The organism is Thiocystis violascens DSM 198 (assembly GCF_000227745.2).
GTDB lineage: Bacteria > Pseudomonadota > Gammaproteobacteria > Chromatiales > Chromatiaceae > Chromatium > Chromatium violascens.
Genome location: NC_018012.1, coordinates 2,629,951 through 2,649,502, shown reverse-complemented (window position 1 = coordinate 2,649,502; position 19,552 = coordinate 2,629,951). Strand labels below are relative to the sequence as shown.

General features: G+C 64.7%; 13 protein-coding genes, 1 tRNA gene and 1 pseudogene. 5 read left to right on the top strand and 10 right to left on the bottom strand.

The window, feature by feature from the left end:
• Positions 1–14: 14 nt before the first annotated feature.
• The 7 genes and pseudogenes from THIVI_RS11725 to THIVI_RS11695 all read right to left on the bottom strand — a co-directional run.
• Positions 15–697: pseudogene (locus THIVI_RS11725) on the bottom strand (transposase); the annotation flags it as partial.
• Between the two features lie 117 nt (positions 698–814).
• Positions 815–1,309 (bottom strand): BrxE family protein, encoded by a 495-nt coding sequence (locus tag THIVI_RS11720; RefSeq protein WP_041446965.1) that lies wholly within the window; start codon positions 1,307–1,309, stop codon positions 815–817.
• Positions 1,310–1,552: 243 nt separating this feature from the next.
• Positions 1,553–1,627 (bottom strand) — tRNA-Val (locus tag THIVI_RS11715).
• 251 nt (positions 1,628–1,878) lie between these two features.
• Complete coding sequence (gene pyk, locus THIVI_RS11710) at positions 1,879–3,327, bottom strand: pyruvate kinase (RefSeq protein WP_014778809.1); 1,449 nt, start codon at positions 3,325–3,327, stop codon at positions 1,879–1,881.
• A 255-nt stretch (positions 3,328–3,582) separates the two neighbouring features.
• Positions 3,583–4,185, bottom strand: coding sequence for a flavin reductase family protein (locus THIVI_RS11705; protein WP_014778808.1), 603 nt, complete (start codon positions 4,183–4,185; stop codon positions 3,583–3,585).
• A gap of 166 nt (positions 4,186–4,351) precedes the next feature.
• Positions 4,352–4,753, bottom strand: a complete 402-nt coding sequence (locus tag THIVI_RS11700) for a cupin domain-containing protein (protein WP_014778807.1) — start codon at positions 4,751–4,753, stop codon at positions 4,352–4,354.
• An 11-nt stretch (positions 4,754–4,764) separates the two neighbouring features.
• Complete coding sequence (locus THIVI_RS11695; protein ID WP_014778806.1) at positions 4,765–5,481, bottom strand: transposase; 717 nt, start codon at positions 5,479–5,481, stop codon at positions 4,765–4,767.
• An 87-nt stretch (positions 5,482–5,568) separates the two neighbouring features.
• On the opposite strand from THIVI_RS11695, the gene hrpB reads away from it, so the two are divergent.
• Entirely contained in the window at positions 5,569–8,109 is a 2,541-nt protein-coding gene (hrpB, locus tag THIVI_RS11690; protein ID WP_014778805.1) for an ATP-dependent helicase HrpB, read from the top strand.
• Positions 8,110–8,220: 111 nt separating this feature from the next.
• Here hrpB and THIVI_RS11685 read toward each other — a convergent pair whose 3' ends face one another.
• From THIVI_RS11685 to ppsR, 3 genes are all read right to left on the bottom strand, one after another.
• Positions 8,221–9,462: a geranylgeranyl diphosphate reductase gene (locus THIVI_RS11685; protein ID WP_014778804.1), complete on the bottom strand. Its 1,242-nt coding sequence runs from the start codon at positions 9,460–9,462 to the stop codon at positions 8,221–8,223.
• A 53-nt stretch (positions 9,463–9,515) separates the two neighbouring features.
• Positions 9,516–10,427 (bottom strand): chlorophyll synthase ChlG, encoded by a 912-nt coding sequence (gene chlG / locus THIVI_RS11680; protein ID WP_014778803.1) that lies wholly within the window; start codon positions 10,425–10,427, stop codon positions 9,516–9,518.
• A 181-nt stretch (positions 10,428–10,608) separates the two neighbouring features.
• Positions 10,609–12,066, bottom strand: coding sequence for a transcriptional regulator PpsR (gene ppsR, locus THIVI_RS11675; RefSeq protein ID WP_014778802.1), 1,458 nt, complete (start codon positions 12,064–12,066; stop codon positions 10,609–10,611).
• A 376-nt stretch (positions 12,067–12,442) separates the two neighbouring features.
• On the opposite strand from ppsR, the gene bchF reads away from it, so the two are divergent.
• Genes bchF through THIVI_RS11655 form a run of 4 tightly spaced genes read left to right on the top strand, consistent with a single transcriptional unit; the run spans position 12,443 to position 19,550 of the window.
• A complete protein-coding gene (bchF, locus tag THIVI_RS11670) occupies positions 12,443–12,964 on the top strand; it encodes a 2-vinyl bacteriochlorophyllide hydratase (RefSeq protein ID WP_014778801.1) in 522 nt (173 codons plus the stop codon).
• On the top strand, positions 12,961–14,250 hold the full coding sequence (locus THIVI_RS11665) for a ferredoxin:protochlorophyllide reductase (ATP-dependent) subunit N (protein WP_014778800.1): 1,290 nt from the start codon (positions 12,961–12,963) through the stop codon (positions 14,248–14,250). The genes bchF and THIVI_RS11665 overlap by 4 nt, the downstream gene beginning before the upstream one ends.
• Before the next feature lie 4 nt (positions 14,251–14,254).
• The gene (gene bchB, locus THIVI_RS11660) at positions 14,255–15,844 is read left to right on the top strand and encodes a ferredoxin:protochlorophyllide reductase (ATP-dependent) subunit B (RefSeq protein ID WP_014778799.1); all 1,590 of its coding nucleotides are present in this window, start codon (positions 14,255–14,257) and stop codon (positions 15,842–15,844) included.
• Positions 15,819–19,550 carry a magnesium chelatase subunit H gene (locus tag THIVI_RS11655; protein ID WP_014778798.1) on the top strand — a complete coding sequence of 1,244 codons (3,732 nt, stop codon included), beginning with the start codon at positions 15,819–15,821 and terminating at the stop codon, positions 19,548–19,550. Before bchB ends, THIVI_RS11655 begins: the two co-directional genes overlap by 26 nt.
• The last annotated feature ends 2 nt before the right edge of the window (positions 19,551–19,552 follow it).

Sequence of the window (19,552 nt, the reverse complement as noted above, 5' to 3'; positions counted from 1 at the left end):
TCTCGGGCAGACGCTCGAGCGCGCGCGGCGCGCTCACGGGCGGCCTGACGACGGCGCGACTCGCCACCCGGGTCGTCGTCGACGTGGCGCTTGAGCCGCGCGATGTGGGTGCGCGCCTCATGAAGGCATTCCTCCAGCGTGGTGCCCCGGCGGAATGAGGCGGCCCCGGCACTGGCGCGCACGCGCGCACCGTCCTGGCAACGCGCTTGAGGGTCACCACGCCTTCGGCCAGCAGCAGCGCGACATGCTCGCCAAGCAGGGCGTCGAGCGCCGCGCCATGGGCGCTGCGGAAATCCGACAGCGTGTGGTCGTTGACCGCCACGCCGCCGCAGATCCAGCGGTAGGCGTCGTGCTCTCGCGTCAGGCGGGCGATCACCCGTGCGCTGCCTACCCCGTCGAGGGTGACGTACAGCCACAGAGCGAACAGGATCTCCGGGGCAATGGCGGTGCGCCCGCTGCCGCCTTCCACCGCGCGGATGCCAGCGTACATGGCGCTCAAGTCGCACCGCTCCCCCCAGGCCCACACCAGCCGTGCCTCGGACAGCAGGGACTCCTGGTCGCAGGGGCGCAGCTCCAGCGGCGTGCGGTTGGGCCACCGCACCCGTGCGACGCTCCCCTGTGGTGCCCCGCTTGGGGTCGGCACTTCCGGGATCAGCCGCTCGTCTGCGAACAGTTCGGCTTGCGGCTCGTCGCTCATCACTGGATTGTCGCTGGGTAACCCTTCGATGGGGACATTTTGCCGCGCCGTGTGGGTTACAGGCGCGGCGGAGATTTCTTTACAGCCTCTGGGTGGTATAGAAATGCGGCTGGGCCACTAAACCTCCCTCAGATAGGGAAAGGTCTTGAGCCCCTTGGAGAAAGCATCAAAGTACAGCCCGGCCATGGCCTTGATCTGCGGCGTCAAATCGTCAGCCAAGGCTCCCAGCGCCATGGGGCCTTCGGACGCATTCTGCTGCTCGCTGAGCATCGCGAGCCGTTCAAGCGCTTGCTCGCGGCTGCTGAGATGAGGGCGAGTCTCCGACTCGAAGCCCCCATCGGTCAGCGTGGCGGCGACGGCCTGCTCAACACTCTCCGGCAAACGGAACACATGGTAGATCCGTCCGACGCCGATATGCTCGTCGTGCAGCCGAGCCGCTGCGGCGGTTACGCCCTGACATTGAGCATGGAACAGTGTGCGAGCGAAGATGGGCGACAGAAAGGCGGCGGCGTTCGGACTGAAAAACTGGCTCGACCACCAAGCGGGCGCCAGTTCCCCAAGGTAGCCGATGAGAATGCGTAGTTCAGTGACAGTGCGGGCGTCTCGATTCATGCGACTTGGCATCCGGAGACCTTCCGCTTGAGTTTGGGTATGCGGACATCCATACCTGCGCTGCTTGGCTGGTGCAGGCCGGGGCATCGATCGGAGAAGTTGCGGAATTGGTGCGTCACTCAAACATTCAGATGACGTGATCGCCTGACAATGTTCGGGCGCCCGCTGAAAGGCTGTGTGTCACGTTTCAGTCGCGCTGCTGGACGTTTTTCGTGACTAAGGTGACCTAACTGATTGATTTGATGGTGGGCGCACGTGGGATCGAACCACGGACCCCTGCCGTGTGAAGGCAGTGCTCTCCCGCTGAGCTATGCGCCCGATAAGACGCGTGATCATACGGGGAGAGCGCTGAGAGGTCAAGATGCCCCGATCATCGACAGCAGTTCTCATTTTGGCGTCATCCACCATCGTAGGAGTCCGCTTGCGGGCGACATGACCTGCCAAAAGCCTTTGAGTCTGCCAACCCCCGTCGCCCGCAAGCAACCCGCTGGCCCGCAAGCGCTCGTAAGTCGCCCGCAAGCGGGCTCCTACGTCAAAATGAGAATCGCTGGATCGTCGATGGACTCCCGTCAGTCGCAGATTTTGCCCGCGTCAAGACCCAATTCCAGGATCTCCATGCGATAGTTTCCGCAAGGGTTTTCGGCGGTCGGCCCCTGGGTCAGCAGAACCAGGCCGCTGTCGATGCCGCGCTCGCCAAGCCAGTGGCGGGCGAACCGGGACCAGTCCGGGCGGTCCGCCTCCACTTGAATCGCATGGATGCCATAGGAAAATTGCAGCGATTGGCAGGTGGCCGGATTCGGGCTGAAGGCGAGAATCCAGACCGGCGGACGGAATCGCGCGACATTGCGCGGGGTGCTGCCCGATTGGGTGGGGACGATCACGGCGCGGGGCGCGCTGTTGTTGATGGTGTGATAGACGCTAGCGGCAATCAGGTCGACCGCGCGCATGCGCTCGCCGCCGTTGAAGCCGTCCATGGCGCGCACGAAGGGCTGCTTGCTGCGCTCGGGTTCGACATGGGTGGCGATGCTGGCGAGCATGGCGACGGCGTCCACCGGGTAGCGGCCCATCGCCGATTCGGCGGAGAGCATGACGCAGTCGGTGCCGCCGAGGATGGCGTTGGCGACGTCGGTGGCCTCGGCGCGGGTCGGCCTCCGGTAAATCACCATGGATTCCAGCATCTGGGTGGCGGTGATCACGGGCTTGCCGAAGTGATTGGCCAATTCGGTGATCTGCTTCTGGACCACGGCGATGCGCTCGATCGGGATCTCGACGCCTAGATCGCCGCGCGCGACCATGATGCCGTCGGCGGCGGTCAGGATGGCCTTCAGGTTGTCTAGCGCGTCGGCGCGTTCGATCTTGGCGATGATGAAGGGCGCATAGTTCATGGCCTCGGCGGCCCGGCGCACGGCCAGGATGTCGTCGGCGGTGGCGACAAAGGACTGACTGACCGCGTCCAACCGGTGCTCGGCGGCGAAGCGCAGCCAGTCGTGATCGTTCTCGGTGAAGGCGGTGATGCCAAGATTGATGCCGGGCAGGTTCAACCCCTTGCGGGAGCGGAGTTCGCCGCCGACACGGACATTGCAATGGATGTCCGTCCCCTTGACCTCCACGACCTTGAGCAGGATGAAGCCGTCGTTGAGATAGAGCCGGTCGCCCGGTTGCACGGCGTCGAGCAGGTTCGGAAAGCTGATTCCGATGCGGTGTTTGTCCCCGAGGATCTCGTCGGTGGTCAGGATCAGCGGATCGTCGCGTTGCAGTTCGATGGGTTCCTCGGCCAGATCGCCGATGCGCATCTTGGGGCCTGGGAGGTCGCCCATGATGGCGACGCGGCGGTTCGTGACCGCCGCGGCCTCGCGAATCCGGGCGATCACCGCGCCATGATAGGCCGGGTCGCCATGCGAAAAGTTTAATCGAGCCACATTCATTCCGGCTTCGATCAGCTGTGTCAGCACCTCCAGGGTGTCCGACGCGGGGCCGATGGTCGCGACGATTTTGGTTTTGTGGTCAGGCAGTTGCATAGTTGTTTCTCTGAGGTAAAGGGAAGGGGAAAATTCGGCAGCGTCGTCCGCCAGGATTGCGCGTGCACTGGCGAGCAACGGATGGTTCACTCTAAATCCAGCACTTGGAACCGCAAAGGCGCAAAGGTCACGAAGGAAAACAGAGATTTGTCTCATCCACGCCCTACACCCTACAGGTGACTGCCGCTGTCTGGACAACGCTTTGAAAGACTTTGCGTTCTTTGCGGTTCAATGGCTCTTTTTAGGTTCACAGGATCACAGGCCTGGGCGCGCGCGCCGCCAGGCCAGGATGGCAGCACGATCGATCGCCTGATCCTGGGTATAGAGCCGGTCGAGCGCGGCTTTGCGCTCGGGTGGCGCATCGCGCAGCAGGGTTGCGACGGTCAGAACGGGAGCCTGCCGCAACAGTGCGCCACCCGTGATCCCAGCCAGATAGACACTGCGGTCGCCGCTGCCCATCTGCTGTTCGACCCGACAATCCAGCCATGACAGGGCACCCGGATAGAGCGGATTGCCGCCAGGCGTTTCAGGCAGCGCTAGATCCGCGAATTTGTCGACGCGGTGACCGCTGGCGAGTCCGAAGCGCCAGACCGTCTCCAGATCGTCTTGGCGGAGCAGATGGAGCGCGAAGCGTCCGGTCGCCTCAATCAGATTCCAGGTGTCATGCTGTTTGGCGATGGCGATCAGCATCCGCGGCCACTCGGCGACGATGGAGGCGCGGGTGACGGAGGTGGCGATCATGCCGCTCCGACGGTGGCCATCGCCAACCGTCACCAACCACAAGGGTGGGTCGTAGAGATGGAAAATCCGGGAAACGGTGTCGCGGGTCTCGGGCGGTAGGTCGAACTCGTCCTGCATGGGGAACGACTCGCGGTCAGTTTATCACGATGGATGGCCTCGATTGGGTCAGCATGCCATGGAAAAGTGACGAAACGATTTTCTTAACCGCGCCCATCGCGAGAAACGTCGTTTCGTGGCTCTTCAACTCGCTTCGCGGCACCACGGACGTTCGCCGAAGGGTGGTTTAGGTCGGTGAATCGGGAAAAGGTTCAGGGTCGATATCTTGGTAGGCATGGGGCGTGAAACGCGGCGTGCAGATCGCGAGAAACACCAGGTCGGTTTTGCCGCGGTTGCCGATCCGCTGTCCCAGCCCGGCGGGGATGTGGACCAGATCGCCCGCGCGCACCCGCCTGGATTCCATGCCTTCGACCTCGACCAGACCCTCCCCGCTCAGGATCAGATAACGCTCGACGATGCCCGCGAGCCGATGGAGCCGGGTCGTGACCTTGGGCGCGACCCGGGCACGGGCAATAGAGACCGCTGGATCTGCCTCCCGGTTCCAGGTCTCCAGGATAAAACAGCCCTCGGCAGTGTGGAACTCATCCGCCTCGCGGGCCGTATAGACCTCGCCCCGCGTCATGTTCATCGGCGTCCGACTCATTCCATTCCGGCATGACGCCGATACGCGGCGGAGCGGCGGTCGCCGCCGCGCGGTCGCGGCAGGGCACGTCGATTCAGCAGGCTCTCGACGGCCTGGCAAAAGTCGTGATCGCCGAGCAGCCATGCCTTATTGGTCGCGTCGCGAATCGCTTTCAAAAGGGTATCGTCGAGCGGGAATTCGGCTGTCTGAGCATAACTAGCCTGGCGCGCCTTGGCGCTTCGCCCCAAACGCTCATACTCGGGATGCGGCGTGATCAGTGGATCCTCGCTTCCTGTCGCATTAGACCCATAGCTCGACCACGCATACTCTGAGACCTGCTCTACCAGGCCCGCGCGCACTGGATTGGCTTCCACATAGTGACAGACCGGGAGCAGATAGGTCTTGGGATCCAGCAGCGTGGCACGATAACGCCCCTCCCACAGCGTACCGGTGCGCTCGTAACGGCTGTTGAAATACTGCACATAATAGCGACCGACATACTGCATCAGCTTGCCGATGCTATTCTCCAGGCGGGGCGTGAGCAGAAGATGAAAGTGGTTCGGCATCAGGACATAGGCATGGATGTCGCACTGAAACTTTTCCGCGGCGACCCCGATTTTCTCCCAGAGAAACCAATAGTCTTCCTCCTCGAACAGGATTTGCTGTCGGTTATTGCCACGTTGAATGACATGCTGGGGATAGCCGGGCAGAACGAAGCGAGGTAGACGTGCCATGAGTAGGGTCGGATCCGGTTGATTGACCTGGAACCTAGTATAGACTGAGCCCACCGGATTTTTTCGCGATTGGAGAGGAGCGCGCCCATGCCGCCGACAACGCCCGCGGTTCGTGATCGACCGCTCCCCATCGAAACCGCGATGGACGCACTGCGGGCCGCGTTGCGCCAAGGGCACGCGCTCCTCCAGGCGCCCACCGGGTCCGGCAAGTCCACCCAAGTTCCGTTGGCCCTGCTCGATGCCGACTGGCTGGACGGTCAGCGCATCCTCATGCTCGAACCGCGCCGTCCCGCCGCGCGCATGACTGCGGCGCGCATGGCCGCTCTCCTCGGCGAGAGTCTGGGCGAACGGGTTGGCTATCAGGTTCGCTTCGAGCGTCGGATCGGCCAAGGCACCCGCATCGAGGTGATCACCGAGGGGATTCTGACCCGACGCATCCAGTCCGACCCCGGACTCGATGGGGTCGGATTGATCGTTTTCGACGAATTCCATGAGCGCAACCTGCAATCCGACCTCGGGCTGGCGCTCGCGCTGGATGTCGTCGCGAATCTGCGCCCGGAACTGCGTTTGCTCGTCATGTCCGCGACCCTCGACGCCGAACCGGTCGCCAGACTGCTCGGCGGCGCGCCGATCGTGCGCGGCGCGGGTCGGAGCTTTCCGGTCGCGGTCCAGTACGCCGAACGGACGCCGGGTTCCGATCCGGTTCAGACGACGGTCGCCGGCATCCGCGCGGCGCTCGCCGAACACGATGGCGATATCCTGGCCTTTCTGCCCGGCGCCGGCGAGATCGATCGTTGCGTGGAGCAGGTCGCCCGTCACGCGGGTGACGGCGTCATCGTCCTGCCGCTCCACGGCAGTCTGCCGACGGCCGCGCAGGATCGAGCGCTGCTGCCAGGCGAATCCGGCGGCCAGCGGCGCGTGATCGTCGCGACCGATCTCGCGGAGACCAGCGTCACTATCCAGGGCATTCGGGTGGTCGTCGACAGCGGTCTGACCCGCAAGCCGCGCTTCGATCCGGGCGCCGGACTCAGCCGCCTGGTCACGGAGGCCATCCCGCGCGCCTCCGCCGAGCAGCGCGCCGGGCGCGCGGGACGCTTGGGGCCGGGCGTCTGTTATCGCCTTTGGACGCGGGCCCAGGAGCATGGCCGCCCGGAGCATCGCACGCCCGAGATCCTCCAGTCCGATCTAGCCCCGTTGGTTCTGGAACTCGCGCTCTGGGGCGTCAAGGATCCCGCGCGACTGCGCTGGCTGGATCCGCCGCCCGCCCCGGCCTGGGAGCAAGCGGTGGAGCTTTTGCGCGCGCTGGACGCGCTGGATGCCGGGCACGCGCTTACCCGCCTGGGCCGCGCGATGGCGGAGCTGCCCATCCATCCGCGGCTTGCCGCGATGCTGCTGGGTGCCGCGCCCGCGGCTCGCCAAACCGCCGCCGATCTCTGCGCGCTGATCTCCGAGCGCGACCCCATGCTCTCCGCACCCGATCTTGCCCGGTCGGCCGATCTGGGTCCGCGACTTCAGGCGCTCCAGGCCCTGCGCGAGAAGCGCCATCCGTCCGGCATGGATCGGCAGCGTCTCGCGGCCATCGAGCGCGTCTCGCGGCAATTGCTGCGGCTGCTCGGGACGTCTCCGGCGGATGGCGTCGCCTCTCCCGGCGCGCTTCTCGCTCTCGCCTATCCGGAGCGTATCGCCCAGCGGCGCGACGGCGCGGACGATCGCTATCTACTGGCCTCCGGCGCCGGCGTCCTGCTCCCGCGCGACGATGCGCTCGCCGTCCATCCCTATCTGGTGGTCGCGGCGCTGGATGCGCGTGGGCGGGACGGGCGTATCCAGTTGGCGCTGCCGCTTGCCGAGACGGAATTGCGCGCGCGGTTCGCCGACCGGATCGAGACCCGCCGGCAGATCGCCTGGGACCACGAACGCGACTCCGTGACCGCTCGCGAGATTACCCGTTATGGCGCCATCGTCCTCGACTCCCGACCGATACCGCTGGGAGATCAAGCGGACGTGGCTGGGCTGCTGCTCGATCGCATCCGCGATCAGCTTGATCGGGCATTGAACTGGACCGACGCGGCACGTCAGATCCAGGCACGCGTCGGGTTGTTACGCGCGCACGATGCAAACGGCGGTTGGCCGGACCTCTCCTCGGGCGCCTTGCGCGAAAGCCTGGCGGACTGGCTCGCGCCCTGGCTCGCCGGCAAGTCGCGCCTGGCCGAGATCCAGCGGCTCGATCTGTCGGCCATCCTGACCGCGCGCCTTTCCTGGGAACAACAACAGCGTCTGGAGCGCGACGCGCCCAAGGTGCTCGTGACGCCTGCCGGGAACCGCCGACCCATCGACTATGTCACCGGCGATCGTCCAATCCTCGCGGTGCCGCTCCAGGAGTTGTTTGGGCTGACCGAAACGCCATGCGTCTGCGGCGGTCGAGTCTCCGTGTTGCTACACCTGCTTTCTCCGGCACGGCGTCCCATCCAGGTCACGCAGGATCTCGCCGGATTCTGGGCACGCGGCTACGCGGACGTTCGCAAGGAGTTACGGGGACGCTATCCCAAGCACCATTGGCCCGAGGATCCCACCCAAGCGCCGGCGGTCGTCGGTGGAATCCGGCGACGCGCGAATCGGTCCGCGCATTAAGAAACGGTCCATTTTCGACTTCCCGATGGCGGCCGGACAGTGCCGCTCAAGTCGGGAAACAGTTGATGGACACGTTCTTCGGAGGAGGTCGATCAGCCGCCGGCGAAGAACTCAGCCATTGCGTGCCGCGTTCTTGGACGGCTGGCTGGACACCGGCGAGACGATGCCAAGCAGGTGCGCCATATCCTTGAAAAAGATGCGTAGATGCGCGCCGGGCCGGGCTTTGACCAGGCGCTTGTTCATATAGGCTTCCCAGGTCAGATACTGGATGTCCGGGTCCGCGCAGAGGCTTACGAAGCGTTCGCGCCGCTTGTCGCTGGCGTACCAGAACCGCTGCAGGATGCCCAACACCCAGAATACCTTGCCGTGCGCCTTCATGAAGCGCTTGCGGGCGTTCTTGAGCGCGCTGGCCTTGCCGGTGGTCAGGAATTCGGCGACCGCCTCGGCGGCCAGGCGTCCGCCGACCAGGGCGTAATAAATGCCTTCGCCGGAGGCGGGGGCGACCACGCCGGAGGCGTCGCCGGCCAACACGATGTCGCGTCCGTTGTCCCAGCAGGGCAGCGGTTCGAGCGGAATCGGCGCGCCCTCGCGACGCAAGGTCTCGGCCTCGGCGAGCCCGGCGCGACGGCGCAATTCGGTACAGGCCGAACGTAGCGAGAAGCCCTCGACCGCAGTGCCGACGCCCACGCTCGTAGTGTCGCCGTGCGGGAAAACCCAGCCGTAGAAGTCAGGAGAAATGTCGCCCTGATAGTAGACATCGCAGCGCGTACCGTCGAAGTCGGCCACGCCGCCGTTGGGTGGGGTGCGGACGATTTCGTGGTAGGCGGAGACGAATTTCATGCCCTCCGAGCCGGGGATGCATTGCTTGGCGACCGACGAATGCGCCCCGTCCGCGCCAATCACGGCACGGGCACGTACCTGTTCGGAAGGGTTGTCGCTGCGCCCCTGTCCGGGGCGATAACAGACCAGCGCGGTGCCGTCGCTGTCGCGTTCGATCCGCTCGAAGGTGCCGACCCGGCGCACGGCACCGGCCGTGGCGGCGCGCTCCCGCAGCCATTCGTCGAAGTGTTCGCGATCGACCATCCCGACATAGCCGCCGTTGATGGGCATGTCGACGGTGCGGTCGGTGGGCGAGACCATGCGGGCCGAATTCACCTGATTCGCCAGCATGGATTCGGGAATGTCGAAATCACGCATCGCCTGGGGCGGGATGGCCCCGCCGCAAGGTTTGATGCGTCCGGCGCGATCGAGCAGGAGCACGGTACGGCCGAGTTTGGCCAGGTCGGTCGCCGCGGTCGCGCCGGACGGGCCGCCGCCAATCACAACGGCGTCAAAGGTTTCGAGGTTTGCCATGGGAAAGTCCGTTGGTGGAAAGTGGTCCGCGCAGGTACGCGAATCATTGATTCTCAGGCGGCCTGAATCAGCGCGCGTACGGCAAAGGCGCTGATCATCATGCCGGTGACATAGACGCTGACACCTAGTCCGCTGAACCAGGTCGCCCGCTCGCGGGGATTGCCGAGGAAGCGAATCATGAGTCCGACCTGGATCAACAGCACAACGCCGACGGCCATGGCGTGGGCCGGTTTGTCCCAGGAGTAGAGCAGGGCGATGACCACCGCCTGCGGCAGGCCCATGACCAGACAGGCCACGCGGGCGGCGCCGTCGACGCCGAGCTGGACCGGCAGCGAGCGGACATTCATCTGGGTGTCGCCCTCGATCGCCTTGAAGTCGTTGAGCGTCATGATGCCGTGGGCGCCGAGGCTGTAGAGCAGGGCGAGTGCGAGGATCTCCCAGTCGGGTAGGGCGCCACCGATCATGACCGCCGCTCCGGTGATCCAGGCCAGCCCCTCGTAGGAGACGCCGGCGGCCAGGTTGCCCCACCAGCCGTTGTTTTTGAAGCGGAAGGGCGGGGCGCTGTAACCCCAGGCGATGGCCATGCCGACCAGGGCGATGCCGAACACCCAGGGGCCGAGCGCGTAGGCGAGCGCGAGCGAGACCGTGGTCCAGATCAGCGAGAGGTACAGCCCCCAGCGTCCGGGGATGCGCCCCGAGGGAATCGGGCGATGCGGTTCGTTGATGGCATCGACATCGCGGTCATACCAGTCGTTGACGACCTGACTGGTGGCGCACATCAAGGGGCCCGCGAGGATGATGCCGGCGATGACCACCAGCCACTGCGCCAGGATGGGCTGACCGGAGGAAATCACGCCACAACTGAAGGCCCACATGGGCGGAAACCAGGTGATGGGATGGAGCACCTCGAAGATCGCCGATGGAGCCGGGTAGGTGGCGGTTACTGCGGGAGTCGGTCGATTCATGCGGGGGCCTGTTAAACCGCGCCCGGCGCGGTATGCGTTGTTTATCCATCGGATCGGTTGCAATCGATCCAACCAGGGTCTAAGGCAGCACGGCTTCAATCGGTTATTTTGAACCGTTAAATCGCGTCTCGCCGATCACCGTGAGTCGCCGCGAGGCTAGGGACATGCGGAATAGCGCCTGTCACTCTGGACGCGGTTTATGCACGATTTTTTTGTCGGGCGCGTGGAGTTCGGACGCGTGGTCGGCCGCAATGCCATAGCGGTCGATTTTGACGTAGAGGCTTTGCCGACTCAAGCCCAGCAGTTCGGCGGCCGAGGCGCGATTGTCGCCGGTCAACTTGAGCGCAGCCTCGATACAGAGTCGCTCGATGGTATCGGTGGATTCGCGGACCAGTTCCTTCAGCGGCACCCGTCCGACCCGATCGGTCAATTGGTCCAGCCAGCGGGTCTGCTCGGGGCTGGGGGGCTGCTCGGTGCTCAGACGCCGTCCCACGTCGCGGATGAAGAAGCCGAAATAGGGGCGTTCGCCATTGCGAACCGCGGCGGCTGAGATTTCGACCTCGGTGGTGGAGCCGTATTCGCCGCGAAGCATGGTCGCGAAGAGTCGAACGGTCGAATGCTGGCGCAGATTGGCCATCAGCACGTTGAGGTCGACCCCCGGTCGGCCCAGCCAGCGGTCGAGCGATTCGCCCCTGGCCTGTTGCTCGGTCGCGATTTCGGCCAGACTGAGAAAGGTGCCGTTGGCGGTCAGGATGCGGCCGTCCGAGTCGGTGATCACCACGCAGTCCGGCGCGTTTTCGAGCACCCGCAGATAGCGGGCCTTGGCTTCGGGCATGGCGGCGACGGCGGTGTCGGCCAGCAGCGGCGACAGTCGGACCAGCAGAAAGGTCACGTTTTCCTGGCGCAGCAGGGACGCCGAGACGAGGAATTCCTGCAGACTGTCGATGAGTCGCGCCCGCACATCGTCGGCGCGACCGGCGGCGCGCACGCCGGCCAGCAGGCTGTTGATGGCTTGCGTGCTTTCGGGATCGAAGCCTTCGGGAAATGGCCGGCCGATCACGCGGGTCGGCGTTTCGCCGAGGAGTTGGCCCGCGGCTGGATTGGCTTCGACCACGCGCTGCGTGGGCGCGTCGATGATGAGTATGGCCTCCGAGACCATCCGGAACAGAAGTCGGTAGCGGGTTTCGACCTGACGGAAGCGCCAATAGTCGCGCTCCAGCGCCTGCTGGGCGTCGACCAACTGTTGTTGGAGTGCCGCCATGCCCTGCAGGTTCCTTCCCACCGCGACGACGGAACCCTTCTCCCGGATGCGCAGCGCGCGGTACTGAATGGGGATATCGGCTCCGCGCGAGGACGGATGGCTGACTTGCCGCCAGCGGGTGACGCTGCGATGATTGGATTCGTCGAGAAGCGCTTCGAGATTCGGCCGACTTTCCGGCAGGACCGTCGAGAGCCAGGGCTGCCCGACCCAGTCGGCGTTGAAGTCCGACAACAGGTCGTCGCTGCCAAAGGCAATATCGCTGACAATACCTTTATGATCGATCACCACGGCAATGTCCGCCGTGCCTTCGATCAAGGCGGCCGCCGTTTCGGCGTCAAGATTGCCAATGGATTCCAGCGGGGCTCTGAACGGACTCACGGCGACCAGACCCTCCAGTGCCTTCTAGGCGTGCCCCCCGTGGACCCAACGCGGGGACAGCAGCGGCGGACTCGCCGGATTGATCCTGAAAAAACCCAAAAACGGCGAAGCGTGCTGTTTCGGGAGTAAAGCGTGTCTCGGCATGGGGTGTGTGATCCTGGGATCGCCAGACCGAACGAACCGGAGACAGGCGACTATCGCACTGCGATGCGACATTGCTGTCATGCGGACTCGTAAAGCCTATTGTGGTGGCTTGCGCGGAGTTGTCAAGTCAGGTTTACGTAAACCCTGGTTGACGCCTGCCTGAAAGCAGACTAGATTTCTGCCTATGGTTTCAGTAATGATCGATAGGATGTCCAGAGACTCCGGCCCAGAGATGACCCATCGCCAATCCAATTCAGCCCCGCGCCCGCCGCTCTATACCCCAGAGGAACGTCTGCGACGGGACGCCTCGCCATGGACGTTGGTCCAGGGGATTCTTGCGCCGATCCAGTTCGTGGTTTTTCTGGTCAGCCTCTATCTGGTGCTTCGCTATCTGGCGACCGGCGAGGGCGAGGGGATTGCCACGGTTTCGGTCGTGGTCAAGACGCTCGTGCTCTACACCATCATGATCACGGGCGCGATCTGGGAGAAAGTGGTCTTCGGCCGCTATCTATTCGCGCCGGCATTTTTCTGGGAAGACGTTTTCAGCATGCTGGTGCTGGCGCTGCATACGGCCTATCTGGTCGCGCTGGCCACTCAGATGGTCGACGTGCAGGGACAAATGCTGCTGGCGCTGGCGGCCTATGCCACCTATGTCATCAACGCGGGTCAGTTCCTGATCAAGCTGCGCGCCGCGCGGCTGGATGCGGCGCGCCGCGACCGCCCGGACGGCGCGCTTGCCGAGGCTGCGGAATGACTGGCTCCAACAACCCCTCAAGAAGCGCTCAGGCCACGGACTGCGATGCCTCGATGGTGACCCGCGAGCGCGGTCAGCGTCAGGTTTTCTGCGGACTGGCCGGGATCGTCTGGCTGCATCGCAAGATCCAGGACGCCTTCTTTCTGGTCGTCGGTTCGCGGACCTGCGCCCATCTGTTGCAGTCGGCGGCGGGGGTCATGATCTTCGCCGAGCCGCGGTTCGCCACCGCCATCCTTCAGGAACGCGATCTGGCCGGTCTGGCCGATTGCAATCAGGAACTGGATCGCGTGGCCGCCGAGATCCTGGAGCGGCGCCCGGACATCAAGACCCTGTTTCTCGTCGGCTCCTGTCCGTCCGAGGTCATCAAACTGGATCTCGCCAAGGCCGCCGAGCGTCTGTCCGCCGCCTATCGGGGCCGGGTGCGGGTGCTCGATTATTCCGCGAGCGGTCTGGAGACGACCTTCACGCAGGGCGAGGATGCCTGTCTGATGTCGCTGGTTCCCGAACTCCCGGCGCTCGCGGACACCGAGCGCTCGCTGTTGGTGCTCGGCACCCTGCCCGACGTGGTCGAGGACCAGTTCCAGCGCCTGTTCGCCGACCTCGGCATCGGTCCGGTGCATTTCCTGCCGCCGCGCCGGGCGAGCGAATTCCCGCCAGTCGGTCGCGGAACCCGTCTCCTGCTGGCCCAGCCGTTTCTGGGCGAGACGGCGCGCGCGCTCCAGGGGCGGGGCGCGACCCTGCTGACCGCGCCCTATCCCTTCGGCATCGAGGGGACGCTCGGCTGGTTGCGGGCGGCGGCGGATGTCTGGGGGATTGCGTCCGAGCGGCTGGAAGCCGTCACCGCCCCGGCGGTCGCCCGCGCCAAGCTCAGTCTGGGGCGTCAGCGCGAGGCGCTGGCCGGCAAGCGGATCACCTTCCTGCCGGACTCGCAGTTGGAGATTCCGATCGCGCGTTTCCTGAGCCGCGAATGCGGTATGGAACTGGTGGAGGTGGCGACGCCCTTCCTGGACCGTCAGCTCATGGAGCCGGAGCTTGCGCTGTTGCCGACCGGAGTGCGTCTGACCGAAGGTCAGGATGTCGACCTCCAACTCGACCGCGTCCGTGCCGATCGGCCCGACCTCACCGTCTGCGGACTCGGTCTGGCCAATCCGCTGGAATCCGAAGGATTGCGGACCAAGTGGTCGATCGAGCTGGTTTTCACGCCGGTGCATGGCTTCGACCAGGCGGCGGATCTGGCTGAACTTTTCGCGCGTCCGCTGGCGCGCGGCGCCTTGTTGCGGGTTTGATCTCATGCAGTTGACGCTCTGGAGCTACGAAGGACCACCCCATATCGGCGCGATGCGCATCGCCGCCTCGATGGACGGGGTCCATCTCGTCCTGCACGCGCCTCAGGGGGATACCTACGCCGATCTGCTCTTTACCATGATCGAGCGGCGCGGGCAGCGCCCGCCGGTGAGCTATACCAGCTTTCAGGCGCGCGAACTGGGCAGCGATACCGCCGAACTGGTAAAGAGCACGATCCAGGCGGCCTGCGACCGCTTCGCGCCCCGCGTGCTCCTGATCGGCGAGTCTTGCACCGCCGAACTGATCCAGGATCAGCCGGGCGCGCTGGCGCAGGGGATGGGCCTGCCGATCCCGGTTCTGTCGCTCGAACTGCCGGCCTATACGCGCAAGGAAAACTGGGGTGCCAACGAGACCTTCTATCAATTGGTTCGCGGACTGCTCAAGAGTCGGGTGCCCGCGCCCGGCGCCGAGCGCGAGCTGCGGAAGGCGGGTGCGCGTCCGCTGGCGAATCTGCTCGGGCCGTCCGCGCTGGGATTCCGCTGTCGCGACGATGTCGTGGAAGTCAGCCGGCTGCTGGATTCGCTCGGGGTCGATGTGAATGTGGTGGCTCCGCTTGGCGCGAGCCCCGAGGATCTGCTGCGTCTTCCCGAGGCCGACTTCAATGTCTGTCTCTATCCCGAACTGGCCGATCAGACCTGTCTCTGGCTGGAGCGCATGTTCGGCCAGCGGACTGTCAAGACGGTACCGATCGGGATCGGCGCGACCCGTGATTTCATCGCCGAGGTCGGGCGTGTCGCCTGCATCGATGTCAGTGCCACGAAGGAACCGATCTGGTCTAGAATGCCGTGGTACTCGCGCTCGGTCGATTCGACCTATCTGACCGGCAAGCGCGTGTTTATCTTTGGCGACGCCACGCATGTGGTCGCCGCCGCGCGGATCGCGACGGAAGAACTTGGGTTCACGGTCGTGGGGCTGGGAACCTATGCCCGCGAATTCGCCCGCGAGGTGCGTGAGGCGGCGAAACGCTATGGCGTGGAACCGCTGATTACCGACGATTATCTGGACGTCGAGGCGCGTGTTGCCGAGGCGCATCCCGAACTGGTGCTTGGCACCCAGATGGAGCGCCACATCGCCAAGCGGCTCGGCATTCCCTGCGCGGTCATTTCGGCGCCGGTGCACATTCAGGACTTCCCTGCCCGCTATGCGCCGCAGATGGGGTTCGAGGGTGCGAATGTCATCTTCGATACCTGGGTCCACCCCTTGATGATGGGGCTCGAAGAGCACCTGATTACCATGTTCCGGGAGGATTTCGAGTTTCACGATGGCGCGACGCCCTCGCATCTGGGGCCGGGCGCCCGAACCGCTCATCCCAGCCAGGAACGCTCGCGGGGCGCTGGATCCACGGTGGAGACGGTTGCCGCGACCGACGAAAACAGCATGGCTTGGACATCGGAAGCCGAGCAGGAACTGAAAAAGATCCCCTTTTTCGTGCGTGGAAAGGCGCGTCGCAACACTGAGCGGTTCGCGCAAGAACGAGGGATCCTAACCATTACTGTGGAGACGCTCTACGATGCCAAAGCGCACTTCGGTCGCTGAGATGCGTGCCAAAACTTCCGATGCGACGCCGGTGCGTGTCGTCATCGTCAATCTCGATGGGCATCTCTCGGGGACGACGCAACGCGCGCTTCCGTCGCTGCAGCGCGAGTTGCCGGGTCTGCGCCTGAATCTGCACGCCGCCACCGAATGGGCCGATTCGCCCGAGGCGCTGGAACGCTGTCTGGCCGATATCGCCGAGGGCGACATCGTGATGACCACCATGCTGGTCATGGAGGATCACTTCAAACCGATCCTGTCCGCCATGGCCGCCCGTCGCGACCACTGCGACGCCATGATCGTTTGCATGTCGGCCAGCGAGCTGATGAAGATGACCCGCATGGGCGGCTTCGCGATGGATGGCACGCCGGGCGGCCCCATGGCCCTGCTCAAACGGCTGCGCGGCAACAAGGAACGCAAGCAGAGCACCGGCGCCCAGCAGATGTCGATGCTCCGGCGCATCCCTAAGCTGCTGCGGTTTATCCCTGGTACCGCCCAGGACGTGCGCGCCTATTTCCTGACCCTGCAATACTGGCTCGCCGGTTCCGACGAGAACCTCGGTAACATGGTCCGTTTCCTGGTGGATCGCTATGCCGACGGTCCGCGCCGTCATCTGCGCGGCACCCTGAAGGTCGCCGCCCCGGTCGAATATCCCGAAGTCGGGATCTATCACCCGCGTATGAAGGGCCACATCTCCGACAAGCTCTCCCAGCTTCCGGTTGTCAACGCCAAGCCCAAAGGCCGGGTCGGTCTGCTGCTGATGCGCTCCTATGTGCTCGCCGGCAACGCCAGTCATTACAACGGTGTGATCGAGTCGCTCGAAGCGCGCGGGCTGCAAGTCGTGCCGGCCTTCGCCAGCGGTCTGGATGCGCGCCCGGCGATCGAAAAATTCTTCATGAAGGACGGACAGGCGACGGTGGATACGGTCGTCTCGCTGACCGGTTTTTCGCTGGTGGGCGGTCCCGCCTATAATGACTCCAAGGCCGCCGAGGAAATGCTCTCCCGGCTCGACGTGCCCTATCTTTCGACCCTGGCCGTGGAGTTCCAGACCCTCGACCAATGGGAAGACTCCAATCAGGGTCTGCTCCCGGTCGAGGCGACCATGATGGTCGCGATTCCGGAACTCGACGGCGCGACCGGCTCCATGGTCTATGGCGGTCGCAATGGCGGCGGGAACAACGATGCGCGCGACATGCAGTCGCATGGCGAACGCGCCGAGGCGCTGGGCGCGCGTGTGGAGCATCTGGTGCGGCTACGTCGCAGCCAGCGCGCCGAGCGCAAGGTCGCGATCGTGCTCTTCAATTTTCCGCCCAATGCCGGCAACACCGGCACGGCCGCTTATCTGTCGGTCTTCGCGTCGCTCCATCGCACTCTGCTCGCCATGGACGCGGCGGGTTATCGCGTCGACCTGCCCGAGGATCTGGACGACCTGCGCGAGCGCATCGTCAACGGTAACGCGGCCCGCTTCGGCGCCCATGCCAATGTCCATATCCGCGTCCCGGCCGACGACCATGTGCGCCGCGAGCCCTGGCTCGCCGAGATCGAAAAGCAGTGGGGTCCGGCGCCCGGCAAGCATCAGACCGACGGCGGCTCGCTGTTCGTGCTTGGCGCCCAGTTCGGCAATATCTTCGTCGGCATCCAGCCGTCCTTCGGCTACGAAGGCGACCCCATGAGGTTGCTGTTCGAAAAGGGGTTTACCCCGACCCACGCCTTCACCACCTTCTATCGCTATATCCGCGAGGATTTCGGCGCTCACGCCGTGCTGCACTTCGGCACCCATGGTGCGCTGGAGTTCATGCCCGGCAAACAGGCCGGTCTGTCCGGCGCCTGCTGGCCGGATCGTCTGATCGGGGATCTGCCGAACATCTATCTCTATGCCTCGAACAATCCGTCCGAGGGCACCATCGCCAAGCGGCGCGCCGCGGCGACCCTGATCAGCTACATGACGCCGCCGATCGCGCATGCTGGCCTTTATAAGGGGCTGGTCGATCTGAAGGGTTCCATGGAGCGCTGGCGCGGGCTGCCGCCAGACGATGTTGACGAGCGCACTCAACTTGCCGAATTGATCCAGGCTCAGGCCGCCGAGCTGGAACTGGCCAAACTGGAGCCCGCCTGGTGCGAGTCCGCTGAATCCGAGGTCGTCACGCTCAACGAAAAGGTACTGGAACTCGAATACACCCTGATTCCGCACGGGCTCCATGTCGTCGGCGAGGCGCCAACCGAGGACGAGCGGCTGGATATGCTGGAGGCGGTGGCCGAGTCACTGAAGGACATCCGCCCAGATCGTCATTCGATCAGGGCGTTAATGGCCGGCAAGTCGCCAGAGAAGGCGTTGAAGGCCGGCGGGATGGCGACCAGCGAGGAAAACGTGGCGCTGTTCCGCGAACTCGCCGAAATCGACCGCTTGCTCATACAGGACAGCGAGATCCCGGCGATGCTGCGGGCGCTCGACGGGCGCTTTATCCGTCCGGCCCCTGGCGGCGACCTGCTGCGTACCCCGGCGATCCTGCCGACCGGTCGCAACCTGCATGGCTTCGACCCCTTCCGCCTGCCCAGCATCTATGCCGTGAAAGATGGTTTCCTGCAGGCCACCCGCGTAATCGAGCGCCACATGGCGGAGGGCAATCCCTTCCCCGAGACCATCGCCATCGTGCTCTGGGGCACCGATAACCTCAAGACCGAGGGTGGCCCCATCGGTCAGGCGCTGGCCCTGATCGGCGCGCGTCCGCGTTTCGATAACTATGGCCGACTGGCGGGCGCGACCCTGATTCCGTTGGAGGAGCTGGGTCGCCCGCGCATCGACGTGGTCATGACACTGTCGGGCATCTTCCGCGATCTGCTCCCCTTGCAGACCAAGTTGCTGGCCGAAGCCTCCTTCCAGGCCGCGTCGGCCGACGAGCCGCTGGAGCAAAACTTCATCCGCAAGCACGCGCTCGCCTATCAGGAGGCGCAGGGTTGCGATCTGGAAACGGCCGCGTTGCGCGTCTTCAGTAACGCCGACGGCGCCTATGGCGCGAACGTCAACTATCTGGTCGACAGCAGCAGTTGGGACGAAGGCGACGAACTCGCCGAGACCTACACCCGCCGCAAGAGCTTTGCCTACGGCCGCTCGGGTCAGCCGGTGCAGCAGGCGGCGCTCTTGAAGAGCGTGCTGAGCACGGTGCAGTTGGCCTATCAGAACCTGGATTCGGTCGAGTTGGGCGTGACCACCGTCGACCATTATTTCGACACCCTCGGCGGCATCACCCGCGCGGTCGGTCAGTACAAGGGCGACGAGGTGCCGGTCTATATCGGCGATCAGACGCGCGGCGACGGCGTGGTTCGCACCTTGGCCGAGCAAGTGGCGCTGGAGACCCGCACCCGCATGCTCAATCCGAAATGGTACGAAGGCATGCTCAAGCACGGCTACGAAGGCGTGCGTCAGATCGAGGTCCATGTCACCAACACCATGGGCTGGTCGGCCACGACCGGACAGGTCGCGCCCTGGGTCTATCAGCAGCTCACCGAGACCTTCGTGCTCGACGAGGAGATGCGTAATCGGCTGGCCCAACTCAACCCGACCGCCTCGGCGAAGGTCGCCAATCGACTGATCGAGGCCCATGAACGCAACTACTGGTCGCCGGACGAGGCGACGCTTGAGGCATTACGCCGGGCGGGAGAAGAATTGGAAGATCGGCTTGAGGGTGTGATCGAGGAGGCGGCGGCGTGACG